Source organism: Paenirhodobacter sp. (assembly GCF_047600745.1).
Lineage (GTDB): Bacteria > Pseudomonadota > Alphaproteobacteria > Rhodobacterales > Rhodobacteraceae > Rhodobacter.
The window spans coordinates 1,603,969-1,626,119 of record NZ_JASGKI010000004.1; the positions used below are offsets into that span (position 1 = coordinate 1,603,969).

Consider the following 22,151-nt stretch of genomic DNA (forward strand, 5'->3'; position numbering starts at 1 on the left):
CTAACGTGGCGGACGGGACTTCCGGACATGCCGCGACCCCGAGGCAGTTTCACGAGGAGGATTACGGTGCGCGGTTCCGCAATCTGGGCAGGTCTGATCGTCGCAGGGCTTGCCGGCCCCGCTGCGGCACAGGAATTCACCTTCGACGTTCCCGGTGCGTCCGCGGATCTGGACACGGCGGTGAAGGGCGCCTCGCTCGTCCGGCAGGCGGTGCGGGGCGATACGACACCCGGGGCGGCGGATCTGTTCGCCTCGGCGCGGGAGGATTACGCGCGCATCCTCGGCACGCTCTACGATCAGGGCTATTTCTCCGGCACGATCTCGATCCGGCTGAACGGGCGCGAGGCCGCCACGATCCAGCCGATCGACGCGCCCGAAACGATCCGCAGCATCGACATTCAGGTGATTCCCGGGCCGCGCTCGGTGTTTTCCCATGCCGGGATCGGCCCGGTCGCGCCGAAGACCACCCTGCCCGTCGAATACCGTCAGGGCGAGACCGCCCGCACCGGGGTGATCCTGAACGCCGCCACCACGGGCGTCAGCGGCTGGCGCGACGAAGGCCATGCCAAGGCGAAGGTCGGCGATCAGCGCATCACCGTCGATCACCGGCGCAATACCGTGTCGTCGGACATCTATCTCGCGCCCGGCCCGGTCACCTATTTCGGCGAACTCCACGCCAAGGGCAACCAGCGGCTGCGCACCGAGCGGCTGATGGAGATCGCGGGCTATCCGACGGGCGAGAAATTCACCCCGAAGCGGATGGAGGAGGTGCGCAACCGGCTGCGCCGCACCGGCATCTTCAGTTCGGTCACCCTGACCGAGGCCGAGACCCTGCGCAACGGCAACCTGCTCGACGCACAGTTGCAGGTGGCCGAGGACAAGCGCCGCCGGCTGGGCTTCGGCGTCGAATACGGCACTTCGGACGGGGTGTCGCTCAGCGGCTACTGGCTGCATCGCAACCTGCTGGGCGGTGGCGAGCGGCTGCGCTTCGACGCCGAGATCACCGGGATCGGCGGCACCACCGGCGGCACGGACTATGCCCTGGGCGTGCGGCTCGACCGCCCGGCGACCTTCACGCCCGACACCTCGGGCTTCGTCGTCGCCAAGGCCGCGCGCGACCACGAAGAGGATTATGTGCAGCGCAGCTTCACCCTCGGCGCGGGGCTGTCGCATATCTTCAACGAACGGCTGACGGGCGAAATCGCGCTGCAATACCAATGGGCGAAGGTCACCTATGACCGCGGGGACGAGATCTATCGCTATGTCTCGCTGCCCGGCACGCTGACCTGGGACAACCGCGACATCCCCTCGGATGCGACGCGGGGCTATTACGGCAAGCTGGGGCTGACGCCGTTCTACGGGCTGGACGACAATACCGGATCGGGCCTGCAACTGACCGCCGACGCCCGCGCCTACAAGGGCTTTGGCGAAAACAACAGCTATGTCCTCGCGGGCCGGTTGCAGGTGGGCGGTGTCTTCGGGCCGGGCCTGTCGAAGACCCCGCGCGACTATCTGTTCTACTCGGGCGGCGGCGGCACGGTGCGCGGCCAGCCCTATCAGTCGCTCGGCGTCTACGAGCTTTACGACGGCACGCTGAAAACCGGGGGCACGCGGTTCATCGGCGTTTCGGGCGAATTCCGCGCCTCGGTCACGCAATCCATCGGCGTCGTCGCCTTCTACGACGCGGGCTATGTCAGCGCGCAGGACTACCTCAACGATTCGGGCGAATGGCAGTCGGGCGCCGGGCTCGGCCTGCGCTACAAGACGCCGATCGGGCCGATCCGGCTCGACATCGCGGGCCCCGTCAGCGGCGGCACCGGCGACGGCGCGCAACTTTACCTCGGGATCGGGCAGGCGTTCTGATGCGGAAACTGGCTCTCATCTTCATGCTGTCGCTGCCCCTGCCGCTTCTGGCGCAGGAGGCCCCCACCACGGACGAATCCGACCGCGACCGGTCCTGGCTCACCGGGATGATCGAGGACAACCTCTCGGGCGCCGGGCGCACGGTGCGGCTTGACGGGTTTCAGGGCGCGCTGTCCTCGCGCGCGACCTTCGACCAGCTGACGATCTCCGACGATCAGGGCGTCTGGCTGACGATCCGCAACGGCGCGATGCAATGGTCGCGCTCTGCCCTGCTGACCGGCCGGATCGAGATCGGCGAGCTTTCGGCGGCGGAAATCGACCTGCCCCGCCTGCCCGTCACCCCGCCCGACGAAGACGCCGCCGCGCCGGAGGTGACGCCCTTCGCGTTGCCCGACCTGCCGGTTTCGGTCAATGTCGGCAAGCTGACCGCGCAGAAGGTCATGCTGGGCGCGCCGCTTCTGGGCGAGGAAGTGGCCTTCGATCTCGACGGGTCGCTGTCGCTCTCGGGCGGCACCGGCAAGACGGTGATGAAGGTCAACCGGATCGGCGGGCCGAAGGGGCAGTTCTCGTTCAACGCCGGATTCGCGAATGACACGCGGCAATTGTCGCTCGACCTGCTGGTGGACGAGGCCGCGGGCGGGATCGTCGCAAAGAAGGTGGGCCTGCCGGGGGAACCCGCGCTGACGCTCGCCGTGGCCGGAAGCGGGCCGCTCGACAATTTCAACTCGGACATCGTGCTGAGCACCGACGGCCAGCCGCGCCTCTCGGGCAAGGTGATCCTGGGCAGCCACACCCCCGAAGGCGCCACCGCCGCCGACAGCACCTTTGACGCCAATCTGGCCGGGGACATCACCCCGATGCTGCCCGAGGAATACCGCGCCTTTTTCGGCAATCATGTCGCCTTCGTGCTGACCGGCGCGCAGAAGCCCGATGGCATGCTGAACCTGACGAAGCTCGGGGTGACGGCGGATGCCTTTACGCTGGACGGGCAACTGGACCTGCTGGCCTCGGGGATGCCCTCGCGGTTCGACCTGACGGCGAAGCTGGGGCTCGCCTCGGGCACGCCGGTGCTGCTGCCGGTGTCCGGCGAACCGATGCGGGTGCAGGACGGCACGATCGCGCTGAGCTACGACCAAAGCCAATCCGCGCGCTGGACCCTCGACGGGGTGGTGAACGGGCTGGACCGCAGCGATGTGAAAATCGCCGCGCTGACCCTTGCGGGTGGCGGCACGATCACCCCCACCGGCACCCCCGCCGCTGATGGGCAGGTGACCTTCACCGCCGATGGCCTTGCGCTCGCCGATCCCGCGCTGGCCGAGGCGGTGGGCGCGCGGCTGCGCGGCAGCACGGGCTTTGCCTGGACCGAAAACCAGCCGCTGAAACTCTCGGGCCTCGATCTGAGCGCGAAGGATCTGACGCTGGCGGGCGATATCGGCATCGACAACCTGTCGAACGGCGTCGATGTCACGGCGGATCTGCGGCTCGATGCGCAGCGGCTGGCGAATTTCGCGCGGGTGGCGGGGATGCCGCTTGCGGGCGCGGCGCGGGGCACGGTAACGGGTACGGCGACGCTGCTCACCGGGGCTTTCGACCTGACGGCCGATATCGCCGGGCAGGATCTGAAGATCGGCCAGCAACAGGTGGACAACCTGCTGGCGGGGGCGTCGAAGATCACCGCCTCGGCCCGGCGCGATGAAAAGGGGCTGACGCTGCGCAGCCTGACCGCCAATGCCCGCAACCTGACCGCCGAGGCGCAGGGCCTGCTGGCCACCGGCACGACCGACCTGAACGCAAAGATCGCGATGCCGGATCTGGCCGTGCTGGGCGGGGGCTATCGCGGCGCGGTGAACCTGACGGCGACGGTCAAGGATCAGAACGGCGAACGGCGCTATGCCGCGAACGGCACCGCCCATGGCGTGGCGATCGGCAACGAACAGCTGGACCGGCTGCTTGCGGGCAACACCACGCTTTCCGCCGAAGCCGCCGATGCGGGCAAGGGGATCCTGCTGCGCGCGCTGAAACTCAACAACCCGCAGCTTCAGGTAACGGCGGAGGGCGACCCGAGCCGGATGAACGTCTCCGCGCGCCTCGCCAATGCGGCACTGCTGGAGCCGAACCTGCCGGGGCCGGTCACCGTGACCGGCACGCTGGGCCAGACCGGCAACAGCTACCGGCTGGACCTGAGGGGCACCGCCCCGGGCGAGACGCAGGCCACGGTCACCGGCACGATCGCGGCGGATATGTCGGCCTCGGACCTGACGATCCGGGGCAATACGCAGATGGCGCTGGCGAATGCCTTCATCACGCCGCAATCGGTCGAGGGGCCGCTGAGCTTCGATCTGCGGATGAACGGTCGGCCGGGCCTTGCGGCGCTGTCGGGCCGGATCAGCGCGGCGGGCGGGCGGATCACCGTGCCGGGGGCCGGGCTGGCGCTCGAAGGGCTGGACCTGCGCGCGGACCTGGCGCAAAGCCGGATGCAACTGACGGCCAGCGGCAATGTCAAGGGCGGCGGCAGCCTGCGGCTGAGCGGGCCGGTCGCCCTCACCGCGCCCTACAACGCGGATCTGCGCATCGACCTGAACGGGATGCGGCTGCGCGACCCGCAGCTTTACGACACCCGGATCAGCGGCGGGCTGACCATCGCCGGGCCGATGACGGGCGGCGCGATGATCCGCGGCGCGCTGACGCTGGACGAGACCGAGATCCGCGTGCCCTCGGGCGGGCTGGGCGGCGCGGCGGCGATCCCGGAAATGCGGCATCTGGCCGAAGGCGCGGCCTCGCGCAGCACCCGCGCGCGGGCCGGTCTGCTGGGCGAGGAGAACGGCAAGGAGAACGGCGGCGGCGGCGCGGGCTTCGGGCTCGACATCACCGTGGCCGCGCCGCATTCGCTCTTCGTGCGCGGGCGCGGGCTGGATGCGGAACTCGGCGGCCAGATCCGGCTGACGGGCACCACCAGCCATATCGTCCCGATCGGCAATTTCAGCCTGATCCGGGGGCGGCTCTCGGTCCTGGCCAAGCGCTTCGATCTGACGGATGGCACGATCACGATGCAGGGCGCGATGGTGCCGTGGATCTCGTTTACCGCGACGACGAACACCGCCGATACGGCGATCGCGCTGAAGCTGGAAGGCGACGCGACGGAACCCGCGCTGACCATCACCTCGTCGCCCGAACTGCCGGAAGAAGAAGTGCTGGCGCGGCTGCTGTTCGACAAGGGGCTGACGAATCTCTCGGCCTTGCAGGCGGCGCAGCTCGCCTCCTCGGTCGCGGCGCTCGCGGGCAAGGGCGGCGACGGGATCATGGGGCGGCTGCGGCAGAACTTCGGGCTGGACGATTTCGACGTCGGCACCGATGCGCAGGGCAATGCGACGGTGAAGGCGGGCAAATATATCTCGGAAAAGGCCTATACCGACGTCACGCTCGACGGGCGGGGGGAGACCACGCTGAACCTCAACCTCGACGTGACGCGCGCCATCACCGCGCGCGGATCGGTCGGATCGGACGGCAACAGCTCGGTCGGCCTGTTCTTCGAGAAGGACTACTGAGCCGCCCGCGCGATCCAGTCGCGAAACGCGATCAGCGCGGGCGAAGGCGCCACATCGGCGGGCCAGACCAGCGCATAGCGGCCCACGCCGGAGACCACATCGCCGGGGGTGCGGATCAGCCGCCCCTCGGCGATCTCCGGATCCGCGAGGAATTCGGGCAACAGCGCGATCCCCACCCCATGCGCGGCGGCCTGTAGCATCGGCGCGAACTGGTCGAACATCACGCCCTGCCGATAGGGGGCGTCGATGCCGTGATGGGCAAACCACCCGCCCCAGGCATTGGGCCGCGATTCGATCTGCAACAGCGGCAGCGCGGCGAGGTCTTCGGGCCGGGCCATCGGATGCTCCGCCGCGAAATCCGGCGAACAGGCGGCGACGATCCGCTCCTCGAACAGCGGCAGATGTTCGGCATCGGGCCAGGGCCGGGTGCCGAAATGGATCGCCGCGTCGAAATTCTCGGCCGCGAAGTCAAAGGGCCGCATCCGCGTGCCAAGGTTCAGCGTCACCCCCGGATGCGCGTTCAGGAACTCCCCCAGCCGCGGCGCCAGCCAGCGCGTGCCGAAGGTCGGCAGGATCGCCAGGTTCAGCACCCCGCCCCCCGGATTGGCCTTCAGCCCGAGCGAGGCGCGCGCGATCAGGTCGAGCGCCTTGCGCACGTCGCGCGCATAGGCCAGCGCCGGTTCCGTCGGGATCAGCCGCCGCCCCTCGCGCCGGAACAGCGTGACCGACAACTGCCCCTCAAGGTTCTGCACCAGTCGGCTCACCGCGCCCTGTGTCAGGCTGAGTTCCCGCGCGGCGGCGGAGGTGGAGCCCAGCCGGCACACCGCCTCGAAGGCCGAGAGCAGCGAGACCGAGGGAATATAGCGGCGCGGCAGGCTCATCCATGTGTTCCGTGCATGGTTTCGCGCCAACATAGCGATGGATTCACGCGCGGCACAACCGCATAAAGCGTAAAACGCATGGAGGACCGCAATGGCACTGAAACCCAAGGACGCGCCCGATCTGACCCGCTTCGACTGGGAAGACCCCTTCCGGCTGGACCAGCAGCTGACCGAAGAGGAACGGATGCTGCGCGATGCCGCCCATTCCTATGCGCAGGAAAAGCTGCAATCGCGGGTGGTCAAGGCCTTCGCCGATGAGGAAACCGATCCGGCGATCTTCCGCGAAATGGGCGGGATGGGCCTTCTGGGCGTGACCGTGCCGGAGGAATACGGCGGAATCGGCGCCTCCTATGTGGCCTATGGCCTCGTCGCGCGGGAAATCGAGCGTGTTGACAGCGGCTATCGCAGCATGATGTCGGTGCAATCCTCACTGGTGATGTATCCGATCTATGCCTATGGCTCCGAGGAACAGCGCAAGAAATACCTTCCCAAGCTCGCGTCCGGCGAATGGATCGGCTGCTTCGGCCTGACGGAACCGGATGCGGGGTCCGACCCGGCGGGGATGAAGACGGTCGCGAAGAAGACCGATGGCGGCTATGTGCTGAACGGCGCGAAGATGTGGATCTCGAACGCGCCGATCGCCGATGTCTTCGTGATCTGGGCGAAGTCCGAGGCGCATGGCGGCAAGATCCGCGGCTTTGTTCTGGAAAAGGGCATGGCGGGGCTGTCCGCGCCGAAGATCGCCGGGAAACTCAGCCTGCGCGCCTCGATCACCGGCGAAATCGTGATGAAGGATGTCGAGGTCGGCGAAGACGCGCTGCTCCCCGATGTCGAGGGGCTGAAGGGGCCGTTCGGCTGCCTCAACCGGGCGCGCTACGGCATCGCCTGGGGGGTGATGGGCGCCGCCGAATTCTGCCTGCACGCCGCGCGGCAATACGGGCTCGACCGCAAGCAGTTCAACAAGCCGCTGGCGCAGACGCAGCTGTATCAGTTGAAGCTCGCCAATATGATGACGGAAATCGCGCTCGGCACGCAGGCCTGCCTGCGCGTCGGGCGGCTGATGGACGAGGCGAATGCGGCGCCGGAGATGATCTCGATCATCAAGCGCAACAACTGCGGCAAGGCGCTCGATGCCGCGCGGCTGGCGCGCGACATGCACGGCGGCAACGGCATCTCGCAGGAGTTCCAGGTGATCCGCCACATGGTCAACCTGGAGACGGTGAACACCTACGAAGGCACCCATGACGTCCACGCCCTGATCCTTGGCCGGGCGATCACCGGGTTGCAGGCGTTCTACTGATTTCCTTGCGGGTCGCGCTGATTTCCGCATTCAGCGCGGCCCCCAGCAGCACCGAAATCGTGCTGACGTAAAGCCACATCATCAGCGCGATCACCGCCCCGATGGATCCGTAGACCTTGTTGTAATTGCCGAAATTCGCGAGGTAAAAGGTCAGCCCCATCGACGCCGCGCCCCAGACCAGCGCCGCCAGCACCGACCCCCAGCTCAGGACGGGATCGCGCGCGCCGGGCGTGTTCGGCCCGTAGCGATACAGGATGCCAAGCGCGGTCATCAGCAACAGCAGCATCGCCGCCCAGGGCAGGCCGGAGGTCAGCCACCCCGTCAGCGCATGGAACGGCAGGAAATTCACCGCGATCGGCACGATCACCACCGTCGCCAGCGCCACCAGCATCACCCCCACCAGCGCCACCGTCAGCACATAGCCGAACAGATAGCCGAAGACCGTGCTGCGGTGTTCGGTGCCGTGGATCACGTTCAGCCCGTCGATCAGCGCCCCCACCCCCGCGCGCGCCGACCACAGCGTGATCAGCACCGACACGATCGTCGCCCAGCCGATCGTGTCGCGCGGCCCGGCCAGCAGCGCCTGCACCTGTTCGTTCAGCAGATCGAACGCCTCGGGCGGGATGAAATCGTCGGCCACCTCCATATAGGACTGGATCACCGCCGGATCGGCGAAGGTGGACCAGATCGCGATCGTCGCCGAAATCCCCGGAAAGACCGCCAGCATGGCATAGAATGCCACCCCGGCCGCGATCAGCATGATATTCGTCGCGCCCAGCCGCGCGATGAACCGCATCAGGAAAGAGCCTGTCGCCAGCGTTCCGCCTCCTCTTCTGGGGTGCAGCATCCCCTACCGGGCGGCGAAGCGCAACGCCCTCTTTCCGCCGCGCGCGGAACGGGTTAGCCATAGTCAATCGCAGCGCCATGAGGTCGCCATGAACAAACGGATCATCGCCTTCGTCGATGGCTTCTCTGTATTCCAGCAGCACCTGCGGGCTGGCCGCCTGGGCGGCGGGGCGGCTGGAGGCCGGGGTGGACATCATCCATGTCATCGGCCGGCGCGAGCAGACCGGCGGGCCGCTCGGCGCGCGCTCGGGGCTTCAGGCGGAACTGGCGGCGCTCGACGCGCAGCGGGCGCGGCTGGTGGACCTGCGCGGGGCGGCGATCCTCGAAGACGCGGCGCAGATCGTGCGGCAGGGCGGCGTCGATGCCGTCGAAACCGAAATCGTCCATGGCGACCTGCTGGCGACACTGGCCAGCCACGAAGGCGACGCGGCTCTGGTGCTGATCGGCAAGCGCGGCGAGGCGGCGGATTATGCGATCGGGCATCTCGGCTCGAACCTCGAACGCATCGTGCGGACGGCGAAGCGCCCGGTTCTGGTAGCGGCGCGGGCCTGCCGCCCGGTCAACAAGGTGCTGGTGGCGCATGACGGCAGCGCGGTCTCGCTGCGGCTGATCGACCACATGGCGCGCTCGCCGCTGTTTGCCGGGCTGACGGCGGAAATCGTCCATGTCGGCCCCGAAACGCCGGAGAACACGCGCCGGCTCGCGGATGCCGAAGCGCTGCTGCGGGCAGGCGGGATCAAGGCGCGCTCCCGGATCGCGCAGGGCTCGCCCGACGTGGTTCTGAGCCGGATCGTCGACGAAGAAGCGTTCGACATGCTGGTGATGGGCGCGTTCCAGCATTCGCGCATCCGGTCGCTGCTGATCGGCTCCACCACCGCGCAGATGATCCATTCCTGCCGGGTGCCGGTGCTTTTGCTGCGCTGAGCCTAGAACGGCAGCGGCCCGTCGCGCTTCACCTCCCGGATCACGAAAAAGGTCCGGATCTGCCGCACGCCGGGCAGCGCGATCAGGCTTTCGGCATGCAGCCGGTTGAAATCCTTCATGTCTCCGACCCGGACCTTCAGCAGATAGTCGAAATCCCCGGCCACCAGATTGCACTCCAGCACCACGCGCATCCGCGCCACGGCGGCCTCGAAATCCGCGAAACTCTCCGGCGTCGAGCGATCCAGCACCACCCCCACCATGACCAGCGCGCCCAGCCCGACATGTTCGGGCGTCACCAGCGCGCGGACGGTGCCGATCACGCCCGCCTCGAACAGCCGCTGCGTCCGGCGATGACATGTCGCCGCGCTGAGGTTCACCCGCTGCGCCAGATCGGCATTGCTGATCCTGCCGTCCGCCTGAAGCGCGCGCAGGATGGCCAGATCGATTCGGTCCATTTCGGGTATGGCGTTTTCTTCCGTTTTCATCGTTAGTTCCGGATGCTTTCATCAATCAATACATGCTTTGTAATGCATATCCGTATCAATCAGACACCAATCAGAAAGCACCTTTCATTTCAAAGAAGCTACGCTCGCTCCATGATCCACCAGTGAGGTTCCGATGTCGCTTCTCGATAAATTTGAACGCTACCCCCTGACCTTCGGCCCGACGCCGATCGAACACCTGCCCCGCCTGACCGAGGCGCTCGGCGGCAAGGTGCAGATCTACGCCAAGCGCGACGACTGCAATTCCGGCCTCGCGATGGGCGGCAACAAGCTGCGCAAGCTGGAATACATCCTGCCCGATGCGATCGCCTCGGGCGCCGATACGCTGGTCTCGATCGGCGGGGTGCAGTCGAACCACACCCGCATGGTGGCCGCCGCCGCCGCGAAGATCGGGATGAAATGCGTCGTGATCCAGGAAAAATGGGTGCCGCATTATGATGCCGTTTATGATCGTGTCGGCAATATCCTGATGACGCGGCTGATGGGCGCGGATTCGCGACTGGTCGAGGATGGCTTCGACATCGGCATCCGCAAAAGCTGGGAGAATGCGATCGAACTCGGTGAAACAGGCCGGCGGCAAACCCTATCCGATCCCGGCGGGGGCTTCGGTGCACAAATACGGCGCGCTCGGCTATATCGGCTTTGCCGAGGAGGTCGCGCAACAGGAAGCGGAACTGGGCTTCACCTTTGACTATATCGTGGTCTGCGTGGTGACCGGCTCGACCCAGGCGGGCATGATCGTCGGCTTCGCGGCGCAGGACCGGGCGGACCGCGTGATCGGCATCGACGCCTCCGGCACGCCCGAACAGACCCGCGCGCAGGTCCGCCAGATCGTCGACAATGCGGCGGAACTGGTCGATCTGGGCCGCGCGGTGCGCGAGGACGAGATCGTCATCCTGAACGACTACGCCTATCCCGCCTATGGCGTCCCGTCCGAGGAAACCAACGACGCGATCCGCCTTGCCGCCCGGACCGAGGCGATGATCACCGACCCGGTGTATGAGGGCAAATCCATGCAGGGCCTGATCGACCTGACGCAGAAGGGTTTCTTCCCGGAAGGATCGAAGGTTCTCTATGCCCATCTCGGTGGCGCGCCCGCGCTGAACGGTTACAGCTACTACTACCGCGAGGGCTGACGGGGCTGGTGTCCGCCCGGCTTTTCGCCGATGGTGCGCCCGAAATGGAACGGAGGCGGTCATGGCGGAAATCCTGATGATGCTTGCGGTGATCGCGGTTGCCGGGGGGTTGGCGGGGATCATATCGGGGCTTCTGGGCGTGGGCGGGGGGATCATCCTCGTGCCCGCGCTGTTCTATGTCTTCGGTGCGATGGGCTATCATTCGGACCATGTGATGCAGGTCTGCGTCGCGACCTCGACCGGCACGATCATCTTCAACTCGATCCGCGCGGTGCAGGGCCATGCCAAGCGCGGCGCGGTCGATTTCGCGATGATCCGGCAGTGGGGGCCGTTCATCGCCCTCGGCTCGGTGATCGGGGTGTTCGCGGCGGCGGCGCTGCATTCGGACCAGTTGCAGCTGGTGTTCGGGTCGATCGGCGTCTGCCTCGGCCTCTATATGGCCTTCGGCAAGCGCGACTGGCGGATTTCCGACGTGCTGCCGGGGCCGGCGCTGCGCTCTGTCTATGCCTGGCTGATCGGGTTTTTCTCGGCGATCATGGGGATCGGCGGCGGGTCGTTCACCGTGCCGCTGCTGACCGCCTATGGCGTGCCGCCGCACCGGGCGGTGGCGACGTCCTCGGGCTTCGGGCTGCTGATTTCGGTGCCGGCCTTCGTGACCTTCCTGCTCACCGGCTGGGGGCTGGAGGGGCGGCCGCCGTTCACCCTAGGCTACGTCAACCTGCCCGCCGTGGTGCTGGTCGCGGTGGCCTCGACCCTGACCGTGCCGATCGGCGTGAAGATGGCGCATCGGCTCAGCCCGGCGCAGCTGCGCACCACCTTCGCCTGCACCATCCTCCTGCTCGCAGGAAACATGCTGCGAAAGGCGCTCATGGGGTGAGCGCCCCGGCTGTTACAGAAGCCGCCGTTACAGAAGACCGGCGTGCTTCAGCGCCGCGTCGATCTTCGCCGCCGTTTCCGGCGTGACCCCGGTCAGCGGCAGGCGCACCTCGGCCGAACACAGGCCCAGCCGCGACATCGCATATTTCGCCCCGGCCACGCCGGGTTCGAGGAAGATCGCGACATGCAGCGGCATCAGAAGATCCTGATATTCCAGCGCCTTGGCGTAATCCCCCGCCAGCGTCGCCGCCTGCATCTCGGCACAGAGCTTCGGCGCCACATTCGCGGTCACCGAAATGCAGCCCACGCCGCCCATGGCATTGAAACCGACCGCCGTCGCATCCTCGCCCGAAAGCTGCACGAAACCGGCGCCGCAGGTCATCCGCTGCTTCGCCACCCGGGCCAGATCGCCGGTCGCATCCTTGACGCCGATGATCCGCGGCAGCTTCGCCAGCTCGCCCATCGTTTCGGGCGTCATGTCGACGACCGACCGCCCGGGGATGTTGTAGATGATGATCGGCAGGGTCGCGGCATCGTGCATCGCGGTGAAATGCGCCACCATGCCGCGCTGCGTCGGCTTGTTGTAATAGGGCGTCACCACCAGCGCCGCATCCGCGCCCGCCTGTTCGGCACGGCGGATCAGTTCGACCCCTTCGGCGGTGGCGTTCGAGCCCGCCCCCGCGATCACCGGGATCCGCCCCGCGGCGGCCTTCACCACCTCCTCGATGACCAGCCCGTGTTCTTCATGGCTCAGCGTCGGGCTTTCGCCCGTGGTGCCCACCGGAACCAGGCCGTTCGAGCCCTGTTCGATATGCCATTCAACGAGTTTTTTCAGCGTGTCCAGATCCAGCGCGCCGTTCTTGAACGGCGTGACCAGTGCGGGGAAAGACCCTTTGAACATGACACGCTCCTTGGATTGGACGGATTCGTCCGGTTGAAAATCGCGCGGAACATAGGCGAGGCGCCGCGTCTTGCCAATAAACCATTTTCCGAACTTGTGAATTGCATCGCCCCCGCATCCGGGCAAAAAGGGGAAAACACGAGCAGCCGATGATCCCGACCCCTGTCCGAGCCACCCTTCTGGCGGCCCTGATCGCCGCCGCGCCCGCGTTCTGCGCCGCGCAGGCGGTGCAGACGGCTGTTGCCGCGCCCCTGCCGCCCCCGGCCGAACTGTCGCGGCTGGCCTTTGGCCGGGCGCTCGCGCTGGCGGGGCGGGGCGACTGGACCTTCGCGCGCTCCGAGGGGAAGGCCGCGGGGCCGGTGCAGGCCGATGTGATCGACTGGATGCGGCTGCGCGCGGGCGAGGGCAGCTTTGCCGATTACGCCGGTTTTGCCGCGCGCAACGCCGACTGGCCCGGCATGGACCTTCTGCGCCGCAAGGCCGAGGACAAGCTGACCGAGGCCGCGCCCGCCGAGGTCGTCCGCTGGTTCGCGCAGGGTCGGCCGCAGACCGGGCAGGGTGCGCTGACGCTGATCGCCGCGCTTCAGGCGCTTGGTCAACAGGACGATGCCCGCACCGTGGCCGAACATGCCTGGCGCGCGCTGAAACTGACCGAGGCCGAGGAGACCGCCTTTCTGGCGCGTTACGGCGACATCCTCCGGCCATGGCATGGCAGCCGGATGCAGTTCCTGCTCGACCGGGGCGAAACCGCGCAGGCCGTGCGCCTGTTGCCGCTGGTCACGCCGGGCACCCGCGCCGTGGCCGAGGCGCGGCTGGCGCTGCAACGTCGGGCGAAAGGGGTGGATACGCTGATCAACGCGGTGCCGCCCTATATGCGCGACTCGTCGGGCCTGGCGCGGGACCGGGCGGTCTGGCGCTGGCGCAACAGCATGGAGCCGGGCGCGGCGGAGATCGTGCTGGAGCGCTCGGGCGATGCCGACAGCCTGGGCGATCCGGCGGCCTGGGCGAAACTCCGGGCGCAACTGGCGCGGTTCTTCCTGCGCGCGGGGGATGCGCGGCTGGCCTACAAGCTTGCGGCGCGGCACCGGATGGATCCGGGCGGTGGCGACTGGGCCGATCTGGAATGGCTCTCCGGCTATGCGGCGCTGAAGCTCGGCGATGCGCCCACCGCGCTGCGCCATTTCGACCGGCTGGCCGAGCGGGTCGGCGGGCCGATCAGCCTGTCGCGCGCCGCCTATTGGCGGGGCCGGGCGCTGGAGGTCATCGGCCGCACCGGCGAGGCGATGGCGGCCTTCCGGCAGGGCGCGCAATGGCAGACGGCCTATTACGGGCTGCTGAGCGCGGAGCGGATCGGCGCGCCGCTCGACCCGTCCTTCGCCGCGCCCGCCCCCCTGCCCGCTTGGCACGGCGGCCCCTATGCCGCCTCGACGGTGTTTCAGGCGGCGCAGGCCCTGCATGAGGCGAAGGACAACGCCCTGGCCGCGCGCTTCATCCTGCATCTCGAAGAAAGCCTGCCGCCCGAGCAGATCCCGCCGCTCGCCGCGCTGGCCGAGGATTGGGGCGATGCCTATCTCGCGCTCAGCCTGGCCAAGCGCGCGGCCGAAACCGGCACCATTCTGGTACAGGCTTATTACCCGCTGCCGGTGCTCACGACGCATGACCTTGGCGTGCCGGAGGAACTGGCGCTGTCCATCGCCCGGCGCGAGAGCGAATTCGACCATACGGTGATCAGCCATGCCGGGGCGCGCGGCCTGATGCAACTGATGCCCGGCACCGCGAAGCTGATGGCAACGGCGACCAGCCTGCCCTATGATTTGCCCCGGCTGACCACGGATCCGACCTATAACCTGCAACTGGGCGGCGCCTATCTGGCAAAGCTGCGGGCGGAATTCGGCACCTCGCCGGTGCTGGTGGCGGCGGGCTACAATGCCGGGCCGGGGCGTCCGCGCCGCTGGGTGACGGAGATGGGCGATCCGCGCCTGCCCACGGTGGATGTGGTCGACTGGATCGAGATGATCCCCTTCGCCGAAACGCGGAACTATGTCATGCGCGTGGCCGAGAGCCTGCCGGTCTATCGCGCGCGGCTGGGCCTGCCCGATCAGGGGCCGATCCGCTTCACCGAGGAGCTGCGCGGCGCGCCGCCACCGGAAACGCAGCCGGAACCTACGACGACCGCGCCCTGACCCGCGCGCGCCAGATCGTGAACAGCCCCGCCCCCACGGTCAGCGCCGCGCCGAGCGCCACGTTCAGCCGCAACTGATCGCCGAACACCGACATGCCAAGCGCCGCGGCAAAGACCAGTTGCAGATAGGCGATCGGTTGCAGGGCCGAGGCCTCGGTGATCTCATAGGCCTTGATCATCAGCCAGTGCCCCGCCACCGCCGTCACGCACAGGATCGCCATCCAGCCCCAGTCGCCCGCGCTCATCGGTTGCCAGAACCAGATCCCGCCGAGCGTCGCCGTCACCGCGCCGATGATGCCGGTCCAGAAGAACGAGACCTCCGCCGCGTCCTTGTCCGCCACATAGCGCGTCGCCAGCGCATAGACCGCGAACATCAGCGCGGCGACAAGCGGAATCGCTGCGCTGGCCGAAAACACCCCCGACCCCGGTTGCAAGATGATCAGCACGCCGGTGAAGCCCACGGCCACCGCCACCCACCGCCGCCAGCCGACCTTTTCGCCCAGCACCGGGCCCGACAGCGCCACCACCATCAGCGGATAGCTGATGAAGACCGAATGCGTGTCGATCAGTCCGAGCTTCACGAAGGCGACGATGGTGACGTAAATCTCCACCACCAGGAGCACGCCGCGCAGCGCCTGCACCCACGGATGCCGCACCCGCGCCATCCCCCGTAGCCCGCCCGGCGCCCGCATCGCCAGCGCCAGCACGAAGAGCGCAAAGAACCAGTAGCGGATCATCACGATCAGATAGACGTTATACGTCCCCGCCAGATGGCGCGAAATCCCGTCCTGCATCGCAAAGATGAAGGTCGTCGCGACCATCATCCAGATGCCCTTGCGCGTATCCTGCTGCGTCATGCCAGAACTCCCCGGCTCATGTGGCGTTTTCCGGCAAAGCCCGGCACGCGGGAAACCGCGAAACCCGCGGCGGACAGGCCGCGGCGGACAAAGCCCGCGGCGGTATAGGTCGCGAAACTGCCGCCCGGCGCGGTGTGGCGCCCGACCTCGGCCATCAGGTCATCGCCCCAAAGCTCGGGGTTCTTCGCGGGCGAGAAGCCGTCGAGGAACCAGGCATCGGCGCGGCCGGGCCAGTTGGGCAGCATGGCGCGGGCATCGCCCTCGATGATCTCCACCGCGACGAGGCCCAGATCGAAGCGCCGCTCCCCCCGGCTCCAGGCGGCGATCAGGGGGCCCGCGGCGGCATCGGCCTCGGGGAAGGCCGCGAGCGCCCGGGCCATTTCGGCGCCGGACATCGGGAAAGCCTCGAAGGAGGTGAACCGCACCGGCACCCGCGCCGCGAGCGCCAGCGCAATCAGGTTCAGCCCGGTGCCGAAGCCGAGTTCGGCGACATGGAACCCCGGCACCAGCCGCCCGGGCAGGTCGTTGCCCGCCAGAAACACATGCCGCGTCTCCGCCAGCCCGCCCGCGAGGCTGAAATACGGGTCGTCGAACCGGGTGGACACCGGCGTCACCCCGTCGCGCCAGTCGAGGGCTGCCGGGCTCTGGTCAGGGGAGGTCATCGGATATAGTCCTGCGGACGGGTCTGTCCGTTGGGCCGATTAGTCGAAAAGGGCGCGCGATGGCAAGGGGTGAGCGGATAACGGTGCGCGGCGGCGGCATTTTCGGGCTGGCCTGCGCCTGGTCCTGTGCCCGCCGGGGGGCGCGGGTCACGGTGATCGAACCGCGCCGGGTGGGGGCGGGGGCCTCGGGCGGTACGGTCGGCGCGCTGGCCCCGCATGTGCCGGAGCAATGGAACCCGAAGAAACAGTTCCAGCTGGAAAGCCTGCTGATGGCGCCCGCCTTCTGGGCCGAGGTCGCGGAACGGGGCGGCGATCCGGGCTATGCGCGTACCGGGCGGATCCAGCCGATCGCGGATGCCGAACACCTCGCGCTGGCGCAGCGGCGGGCAGAGACGGCGCGCGACCATTGGGGCGATGCGGCGCTGTGGCGGGTGGCGGCGGCGGCGGAATTCGCCCTTGCCCCGGTCACGGCCACCGGGCTTGTGGTGCATGACACGCTCACCGCCCGCGCCGCGCCGCGTGCCGCCTGTGCCGCGCTGGCCCGGGCAATCACGGCTTTGGGGGGGGAGATCGTGGCCGAGGCGCCGGACGAGGGCGCGGTGATCCATGCCACCGGATGGGAGGGGCTCGCGGCCCTTGGCGCCGGGAACGGGGTGAAGGGGCAATCCGCGCTCTTGCGGTTCAGCGCCGCGCAGGCGCCGCAGATCTATGCCGAAAGTGTCCATATCGTGCCCCATGCCGATGGCACGGTGGCGATCGGCTCGACCTCGGAGCGGGAATTCACCGGGCTGGAAACGGATGGACAACTGGATGCGCTGATCGAAAAGGCCCGCGCCCTGTGCCCCGCCCTGAAGGGCGCCGAAGTGGTGGACCGCTGGGCCGGGGTCCGCCCGCGCGCACGCAGCCGCGCGCCGATGCTGGGCGAATGGCCCGGAAGGCCGGGCCATTTCATCGCCAATGGCGGATTCAAGATCGGCTTCGGCATGGCGCCGAAAGTGGGCGCGGTGATGGCCGATCTGGTCCTTGATGGCCGCGACGCGGTGCCCGAAGGCTTCCGCGTCGCCGACAACCTGCCCGGCTAGAGCACATAGCGGCTCAGATCCGTCGAACGCGACAGATCGCCCAGATGCTTTTCAACAAAGGCCGCGTCCACCGTCACCGTTTCGCCGGAACGGTCGGGCGCGGTGAAGGACAGTTCCTCGAACACCCGCTCCATCACCGTATAAAGCCGGCGCGCGCCGATATTCTCGAACGCTGCGGTTCACCTCCGCCGCGATCCGCGCGAGTTCCGCGATACCTTCGGGGGTGAAGGCGATGGTCACCTCCTCCGTCCCCATCAGCGCGGTATACTGCCGGGTCAGGGCGTTGTCGGTCTCGGTGAGGATCCGGACGAAATCCTCCTCGGTCAGCGCGCGCAACTCCACCCGGATCGGCAGACGGCCCTGAAGCTCCGGCAGCAGGTCCGACGGTTTCGCGATATGGAACGCACCCGAGGCGATGAACAGGATGTGGTCGGTCTTCACCGGCCCGTATTTGGTGGAAACGGTGGTGCCTTCGATCAGCGGCAGCAGGTCGCGCTGCACCCCCTCGCGCGAGACGTCACCGCCCCGGGTTTCCGCGCGGGCGCAAACCTTGTCGATTTCATCGAGGAAGACGATCCCCGATTGCTGCACCGCCTCCAGCGCGGCGACCTTCACCGCCTCGTCATCCAGAAGCTTGTCCGCCTCTTCGGAAATCAGCACATCATAGGATTCCGCCACCGACATCCGGCGCCGGGTGCGACGGGCGCCACCGAAGGCCTTGAACAGATCTTGAAGCCCCTGCATCTGGTTTTCCATCCCGGGCGGCGCGAACATCGCGGGCTGCGCGGTATCGGCAACCTCGATCTCGATCATCTTGCCGTCAAGCTCCCCGGCGCGCAGCCGGGTGCGGAACAACTCGCGCGTGCCCTCGCGCGCATCCGCGCCCGCCAGCGCCTCGATCACCCGGTCCTCGGCGGCCTTCTGCGCGCGGGCCTTGACCTCCTCGCGCATCCGCGCGCGGGTTTCGACCACGGCGGCATCGGTCAGATCGCGGATGATCTGCTCCACATCGCGGCCGACATAGCCGACTTCGGTGAATTTCGTCGCCTCCACCTTGAGGAACGGCGCCTTCGCGAGCTTTGCCAGACGGCGGGAAATTTCCGTTTTCCCCACGCCCGTCGGCCCGATCATCAGGATGTTCTTCGGATAGACCTCTTCGCGCAGATCAGCGGGCAACTGCTGGCGCCGCCAGCGGTTGCGCAGCGCCACCGCCACGGCCCGCTTCGCCTCGGCCTGGCCGATGATGAAACGATCAAGTTCGGAAACGATTTCCCGAGGGGTCAGATTGGTCATGGTTCACTCCGCATGGGCACGGCGTCAGGCGCCGATCGTTTCCACGGTCAGGTTGCCGTTGGTATAGACACAAATCTCCGCCGCGATCGCCATCGCCTTGCGCGCGATGGCTTCGGCCTCCAGATCCGTCTCCATCAGCGCCCGCGCGGCGGCGAGCGCATAGTTCCCGCCCGAGCCGATCGCCGCGATGTCATGTTCGGGTTCCAGCACATCGCCCGCGCCGGTGAGGACGAACAATTCGCGCCCGTCGGTGACAATCAGCATCGCTTCGAGGTTGCGCAGGTATTTGTCGGTGCGCCAGTCCTTTGCCAGATCGACGCAGGCCCGCGCGAGTTGCCCCGGTGCGGCCTCCAGCTTCTTCTCCAGCCGTTCGAGCAGGGTGAAGGCATCCGCCGTGGATCCGGCAAAGCCGCAGACCACATCGCGCCCGCCGGGGCTGAGCCTGCGAACCTTGCGCGCCGTGCCCTTGATCACCGTCTGCCCCAGGCTGACCTGTCCGTCGCCCGCGACCACCACACGCCCGCCCTTGCGCACGCCGATGATCGTGGTGCCGTGCCAGCCCGGGAATTTATCGTCCGCCATATCGTCCTCCGCGTCTGGCCCCTGATATGAGCGCGGGGGGCGCGGGGTGCAACCCTTGAGGTGCGTGCGCCGCGATGCCCCGTCGAGGGGCATGCGCGGCGCGAGGGGCCGGGGCCCCTCAGGCCGTCAGGCCCTCGGGTTCGGGCAGGTGGTGGGCGCGGCAGCAGGCGGTGAGGGTATTGGCCAGCAGGCAGGCGATGGTCATCGGGCCGACGCCGCCGGGGACGGGGGTGATGGCGCCGGCGATTTGGGCGGCGCCGGCGAAGTCCACATCGCCGACGAGGCGGGATTTGCCGTCCCGGGTGATGCGGTTGATGCCGACGTCGATCACCGTGGCGCCCGGTTTGATCCAGTCCGCCTTGACCATTTCCGGCCGGCCGACGGCGGCGACGAGGATATCGGCGCGGCGGCAGACGTCGGGCAGGTTGCGGGTGCGGCTGTGGGCGATGGTCACCGTGCAGCTCTCGGCCAGCAGCAGCTGCGCCATCGGTTTGCCGACGATGTTGGAGCGCCCGATCACCACCGCGTCGAGGCCCGCGAGCGAGCCGAGCCGGTCGCGCAGCAGCATCAGGCAGCCGAGCGGCGTGCAGGGCACCATCGCCTTTTGCCCGGTGCCGAGCCGCCCGACGTTGAGGATATGGAAGCCGTCGACGTCCTTGGCCGGGTCGATGGCGTTGATCACGAGGTCCGCGTTGAGATGCGCGGGCAGCGGCAGCTGCACCAGGATCCCGTGCACCGCCGGGTCGGCGTTCAGCCGGTGGATCAGCCCGAGCAGGGCGGATTCGGACGTGTCCGCGGGCAGCCGGTGCTCAAAGCTGTTCATCCCGGCTTCGCGCGTCTGGATGCCCTTGTTGCGGACGTAAACCGCCGAAGCAGGGTCGTCCCCAACCAGCACCACCGCAAGCCCGGGGACCACGCCCAGACCCGAAACATGCCCCGCAACCCGGGCCCGAAGTGTCGCAGCGAAGCCCTTCCCGTCAATCAAAACGCTCATGTCAGTTCCCTTGCCCAGAACCCGCTCTTCGCGCGCGATCGACCATTCGATCACCTGCCGCCAGAGCCGCTCCGCCAGATCGGGGTCGAGCGCCCGCGCCCCGGCGGCGCGGCGCACATTCGCGACAACCTCTTCGACCCGCGCCTCGATCCGCGCGGGCCAGCCGAGAGCGGGTTTCAACTCCGCCGCGCGGTCGATCAGCCGCGCCCGATCGGCGAGGAGATCCAGCAGCCGCAGATCGAGCGCATCAATCTCCGCCCGAAGCCCGGTCATGTCAGCAATCGTCGAAGGATCCCGCATCCGCCCTGCCCCTGTTCCGTTGCAACGATATTGCAGCTTCACAGGCCGGGCTCAACCCCGCGCGTCGGACAGATGCGCCCAGGCGCGCTGACCGGGGATGTGCAGCCGCAGCATCTGGCCCAGCTCCAGTACGCCCGGCCGCTCGACCCAGACGGTGACGCCACGCCGCCCCTGCGCGGCGGGCTTGTAGCGCCGACCCGCGCCGGGGTGGATGTCGTCGATCACCCGGCCGGGCAGCACACAGGCCTGGTTCTCCATGTCCACCACCAGCGTCACGCCATCCGGCCCCTGCAACCGCGACGAGGGCGGCAGATGCGTCAGATCCGGCAGCCCGCGCAGCACGACCGAAGCCCCCACCCATTCCGGCGCAAGACGCGGGATCCGCATGGCAAAGGCGGTTTCGGCCAGTTCCTCCTCCGACAGGAGGGTCAGTTGCCGCACATTGGCGATCTCGGTCCCCGGGGGATGCTGCGCCTGCACGCGCGAACAACTGGCGCGCGTCCGCCCGGAATGCGCCTCACCCCGCGCGCCGGAAAAGCCCAGAACCAGACGCGCCTTCGGCACCGACGCCAGCCCGCCCCGGGGCGGAACCAGCCCCAGAAAGACCACCTCGCCCTGAAACTGCGTCGGCGCGAGCGACGGCATCAGCGCACCCTCAGCGTGAAGAACAGCCGCCGGAACGGGAACAGGACGGTACCATCCGCCTCTGCCGGATAGGCGATGTCGAGCGCCGCTTCGTAGCGCGCCAGAAAGGCCGCGAGTTCGGTCTGCGACAGTTCCGCCGCAATGGGCCGCAGCGCGGTCGATTCGGTGAAGCGGCGCACCGGATGAACGCCCCCGTCCCGGGGCAGGCGCTGCACATATTCGGTCGTCCAGACGTCGGGCAGGCCCAGCGGCGCCAGCAGCCGGGCATATTCCACCGGCGCGGCCACGGGCGGCACCCAATCCGCGAAATCGAACCGGTCCGGGAACATGTCCGCCGCGAAATCGCGCAGGAAACGGTGCGAGGGCGCGCCCCATTGTACCGGCATCTGCACCGCCAGCATCCCACCCGGCGCCAGCATCCCGGCAAGCCGCGGCAGAAGCGCGGCGTGATCCCCGACCCAGTGCAGCACGGCATTGGAGAAGATCAACGCGGGCGGCTTGCCCGGTTCCCAGTCGCGCAGATCGGCCAGATCGACCCGGCGATAGGCCCCCGTCGCTGCCGCCCGCGCAATCATCGCCGGAGAGGAATCGACACCGATGATCTTCCGTTCGGGCCAGCGATCCGCCAGCGCCTCCGCCGCCGCGCCGGTGCCGCAGCCAAGGTCGATCACCTTGCCATGCGGCAGATCCCCCACCCGTGCGATCAGATCCAGCGCGGGGCGCAGACGCAGGTCTTGAAACCGGGCGTAGCTTTCCGGGTTCCAGTCCTGCGCCATGGC

Annotated in this window: 19 protein-coding genes and 2 pseudogenes; 9 read left to right on the forward strand and 12 right to left on the reverse strand. The window is 68.1% G+C overall.

Features of this window, described 5'->3' with window-relative positions; translation table 11 throughout:
- Window positions 1–66 precede the first annotated feature (66 nt).
- Window positions 67–1,863, forward strand: coding sequence for an autotransporter assembly complex protein TamA (locus QM789_RS16530; RefSeq protein ID WP_420352934.1), 1,797 nt, complete (start codon window positions 67–69; stop codon window positions 1,861–1,863).
- On the forward strand, window positions 1,863–5,408 hold the full coding sequence (locus QM789_RS16535) for a translocation/assembly module TamB domain-containing protein (RefSeq protein WP_420352935.1): 3,546 nt from the start codon (window positions 1,863–1,865) through the stop codon (window positions 5,406–5,408). Before QM789_RS16530 ends, QM789_RS16535 begins: the two co-directional genes overlap by 1 nt.
- On the opposite strand, the gene QM789_RS16540 is transcribed toward QM789_RS16535, so the two are convergent.
- Entirely contained in the window at window positions 5,402–6,289 is an 888-nt protein-coding gene (locus QM789_RS16540; protein ID WP_420352936.1) for a LysR family transcriptional regulator, read from the reverse strand. The two genes, QM789_RS16535 and QM789_RS16540, sit on opposite strands and share 7 nt — an antisense overlap.
- A 91-nt stretch (window positions 6,290–6,380) precedes the next feature.
- Between QM789_RS16540 and QM789_RS16545 the strand changes: the two genes are divergently transcribed.
- Entirely contained in the window at window positions 6,381–7,589 is a 1,209-nt protein-coding gene (locus QM789_RS16545) for an acyl-CoA dehydrogenase (protein ID WP_420352937.1), read from the forward strand.
- On the opposite strand, the gene QM789_RS16550 is transcribed toward QM789_RS16545, so the two are convergent.
- Window positions 7,564–8,385: a YihY/virulence factor BrkB family protein gene (locus tag QM789_RS16550; RefSeq protein WP_420352938.1), complete on the reverse strand. Its 822-nt coding sequence runs from the start codon at window positions 8,383–8,385 to the stop codon at window positions 7,564–7,566. The two genes, QM789_RS16545 and QM789_RS16550, sit on opposite strands and share 26 nt — an antisense overlap.
- A gap of 167 nt (window positions 8,386–8,552) precedes the next feature.
- Between QM789_RS16550 and QM789_RS16555 the strand changes: the two genes are divergently transcribed.
- Window positions 8,553–9,359 carry a universal stress protein gene (locus QM789_RS16555; RefSeq protein WP_420352939.1) on the forward strand — a complete coding sequence of 269 codons (807 nt, stop codon included), beginning with the start codon at window positions 8,553–8,555 and terminating at the stop codon, window positions 9,357–9,359.
- Window positions 9,360–9,361: 2 nt separating this feature from the next.
- Here QM789_RS16555 and QM789_RS16560 read toward each other — a convergent pair whose 3' ends face one another.
- Window positions 9,362–9,814, reverse strand: coding sequence for an Lrp/AsnC family transcriptional regulator (locus tag QM789_RS16560; RefSeq protein WP_420352940.1), 453 nt, complete (start codon window positions 9,812–9,814; stop codon window positions 9,362–9,364).
- A 163-nt stretch (window positions 9,815–9,977) separates the two neighbouring features.
- Here QM789_RS16560 and QM789_RS16565 point away from each other — a divergent pair, with 163 nt between their 5' ends.
- The 3 genes from QM789_RS16565 (at window position 9,978) to QM789_RS16575 (ending at window position 11,875) form a co-directional block, all read left to right on the forward strand.
- Window positions 9,978–10,553, forward strand: a complete 576-nt coding sequence (locus QM789_RS16565; protein WP_420352941.1) for a pyridoxal-phosphate dependent enzyme — start codon at window positions 9,978–9,980, stop codon at window positions 10,551–10,553.
- Window positions 10,471–10,998: a pyridoxal-phosphate dependent enzyme gene (locus QM789_RS16570; RefSeq protein WP_420353331.1), complete on the forward strand. Its 528-nt coding sequence runs from the start codon at window positions 10,471–10,473 to the stop codon at window positions 10,996–10,998. Before QM789_RS16565 ends, QM789_RS16570 begins: the two co-directional genes overlap by 83 nt.
- Window positions 10,999–11,059: 61 nt before the next feature.
- Window positions 11,060–11,875 carry a sulfite exporter TauE/SafE family protein gene (locus QM789_RS16575; RefSeq protein ID WP_420352942.1) on the forward strand — a complete coding sequence of 272 codons (816 nt, stop codon included), beginning with the start codon at window positions 11,060–11,062 and terminating at the stop codon, window positions 11,873–11,875.
- 27 nt (window positions 11,876–11,902) lie between these two features.
- Here QM789_RS16575 and dapA read toward each other — a convergent pair whose 3' ends face one another.
- Window positions 11,903–12,775, reverse strand: a complete 873-nt coding sequence (dapA, locus tag QM789_RS16580; protein WP_420352943.1) for a 4-hydroxy-tetrahydrodipicolinate synthase — start codon at window positions 12,773–12,775, stop codon at window positions 11,903–11,905.
- Window positions 12,776–12,924: 149 nt separating this feature from the next.
- Here dapA and QM789_RS16585 point away from each other — a divergent pair, with 149 nt between their 5' ends.
- Complete coding sequence (locus QM789_RS16585) at window positions 12,925–14,958, forward strand: lytic transglycosylase domain-containing protein (protein WP_420352944.1); 2,034 nt, start codon at window positions 12,925–12,927, stop codon at window positions 14,956–14,958.
- On the opposite strand, the gene QM789_RS16590 is transcribed toward QM789_RS16585, so the two are convergent.
- Together QM789_RS16590 and mnmD are read right to left on the reverse strand one after the other, a co-directional pair.
- Window positions 14,939–15,814 carry a DMT family transporter gene (locus QM789_RS16590; protein WP_420352945.1) on the reverse strand — a complete coding sequence of 292 codons (876 nt, stop codon included), beginning with the start codon at window positions 15,812–15,814 and terminating at the stop codon, window positions 14,939–14,941. The two genes, QM789_RS16585 and QM789_RS16590, sit on opposite strands and share 20 nt — an antisense overlap.
- Complete coding sequence (gene mnmD, locus QM789_RS16595) at window positions 15,811–16,476, reverse strand: tRNA (5-methylaminomethyl-2-thiouridine)(34)-methyltransferase MnmD (RefSeq protein ID WP_420352946.1); 666 nt, start codon at window positions 16,474–16,476, stop codon at window positions 15,811–15,813. Before mnmD ends, QM789_RS16590 begins: the two co-directional genes overlap by 4 nt.
- Before the next feature lie 59 nt (window positions 16,477–16,535).
- On the opposite strand from mnmD, the gene QM789_RS16600 reads away from it, so the two are divergent.
- Window positions 16,536–17,558: an NAD(P)/FAD-dependent oxidoreductase gene (locus QM789_RS16600; RefSeq protein ID WP_420352947.1), complete on the forward strand. Its 1,023-nt coding sequence runs from the start codon at window positions 16,536–16,538 to the stop codon at window positions 17,556–17,558.
- On the opposite strand, the pseudogene hslU reads toward QM789_RS16600, so the two are convergent.
- The 6 genes and pseudogenes from hslU to QM789_RS16630 form a co-directional block, all read right to left on the reverse strand.
- Window positions 17,555–18,851 (reverse strand): annotated as a pseudogene (gene hslU / locus QM789_RS16605) (ATP-dependent protease ATPase subunit HslU). The gene QM789_RS16600 and the pseudogene hslU sit on opposite strands and share 4 nt — an antisense overlap.
- Window positions 18,852–18,875: 24 nt before the next feature.
- Window positions 18,876–19,433 carry an ATP-dependent protease subunit HslV gene (gene hslV, locus QM789_RS16610; protein WP_420352948.1) on the reverse strand — a complete coding sequence of 186 codons (558 nt, stop codon included), beginning with the start codon at window positions 19,431–19,433 and terminating at the stop codon, window positions 18,876–18,878.
- 118 nt (window positions 19,434–19,551) lie between these two features.
- Window positions 19,552–20,427, reverse strand: coding sequence for a bifunctional methylenetetrahydrofolate dehydrogenase/methenyltetrahydrofolate cyclohydrolase FolD (gene folD / locus QM789_RS16615; RefSeq protein ID WP_420353332.1), 876 nt, complete (start codon window positions 20,425–20,427; stop codon window positions 19,552–19,554).
- Window positions 20,428–20,463: 36 nt separating this feature from the next.
- Window positions 20,464–20,727, reverse strand: a pseudogene (locus QM789_RS16620) (chorismate mutase); the annotation flags it as partial.
- Window positions 20,728–20,778: 51 nt separating this feature from the next.
- Window positions 20,779–21,372, reverse strand: coding sequence for an MOSC domain-containing protein (locus QM789_RS16625; RefSeq protein ID WP_420352949.1), 594 nt, complete (start codon window positions 21,370–21,372; stop codon window positions 20,779–20,781).
- Complete coding sequence (locus QM789_RS16630) at window positions 21,372–22,148, reverse strand: methyltransferase domain-containing protein (RefSeq protein ID WP_420352950.1); 777 nt, start codon at window positions 22,146–22,148, stop codon at window positions 21,372–21,374. Before QM789_RS16630 ends, QM789_RS16625 begins: the two co-directional genes overlap by 1 nt.
- Between the last annotated feature and the right edge of the window lie 3 nt (window positions 22,149–22,151).

Coding starts and splice junctions, on each gene's coding strand:
- QM789_RS16535 (WP_420352935.1), top strand. CDS start 1,863: ATGCGGAAACTGGCTCTCATCTTCATGCTGTCGCTGCCCCTGCCGCTT.
- QM789_RS16540 (WP_420352936.1), bottom strand. CDS start 6,289: ATGAGCCTGCCGCGCCGCTATATTCCCTCGGTCTCGCTGCTCTCGGCC.
- QM789_RS16545 (WP_420352937.1), top strand. CDS start 6,381: ATGGCACTGAAACCCAAGGACGCGCCCGATCTGACCCGCTTCGACTGG.
- QM789_RS16550 (WP_420352938.1), bottom strand. CDS start 8,385: ATGCGGTTCATCGCGCGGCTGGGCGCGACGAATATCATGCTGATCGCG.
- QM789_RS16555 (WP_420352939.1), top strand. CDS start 8,553: ATGGCTTCTCTGTATTCCAGCAGCACCTGCGGGCTGGCCGCCTGGGCG.
- QM789_RS16560 (WP_420352940.1), bottom strand. CDS start 9,814: ATGGACCGAATCGATCTGGCCATCCTGCGCGCGCTTCAGGCGGACGGC.
- QM789_RS16565 (WP_420352941.1), top strand. CDS start 9,978: ATGTCGCTTCTCGATAAATTTGAACGCTACCCCCTGACCTTCGGCCCG.
- QM789_RS16575 (WP_420352942.1), top strand. CDS start 11,060: ATGGCGGAAATCCTGATGATGCTTGCGGTGATCGCGGTTGCCGGGGGG.
- dapA (WP_420352943.1), bottom strand. CDS start 12,775: ATGTTCAAAGGGTCTTTCCCCGCACTGGTCACGCCGTTCAAGAACGGC.
- QM789_RS16585 (WP_420352944.1), top strand. CDS start 12,925: ATGATCCCGACCCCTGTCCGAGCCACCCTTCTGGCGGCCCTGATCGCC.
- QM789_RS16590 (WP_420352945.1), bottom strand. CDS start 15,814: ATGACGCAGCAGGATACGCGCAAGGGCATCTGGATGATGGTCGCGACG.
- mnmD (WP_420352946.1), bottom strand. CDS start 16,476: ATGACCTCCCCTGACCAGAGCCCGGCAGCCCTCGACTGGCGCGACGGG.
- QM789_RS16600 (WP_420352947.1), top strand. CDS start 16,536: ATGGCAAGGGGTGAGCGGATAACGGTGCGCGGCGGCGGCATTTTCGGG.
- hslV (WP_420352948.1), bottom strand. CDS start 19,433: ATGGCGGACGATAAATTCCCGGGCTGGCACGGCACCACGATCATCGGC.
- folD (WP_420353332.1), bottom strand. CDS start 20,427: ATGAGCGTTTTGATTGACGGGAAGGGCTTCGCTGCGACACTTCGGGCC.
- QM789_RS16625 (WP_420352949.1), bottom strand. CDS start 21,372: ATGCCGTCGCTCGCGCCGACGCAGTTTCAGGGCGAGGTGGTCTTTCTG.
- QM789_RS16630 (WP_420352950.1), bottom strand. CDS start 22,148: ATGGCGCAGGACTGGAACCCGGAAAGCTACGCCCGGTTTCAAGACCTG.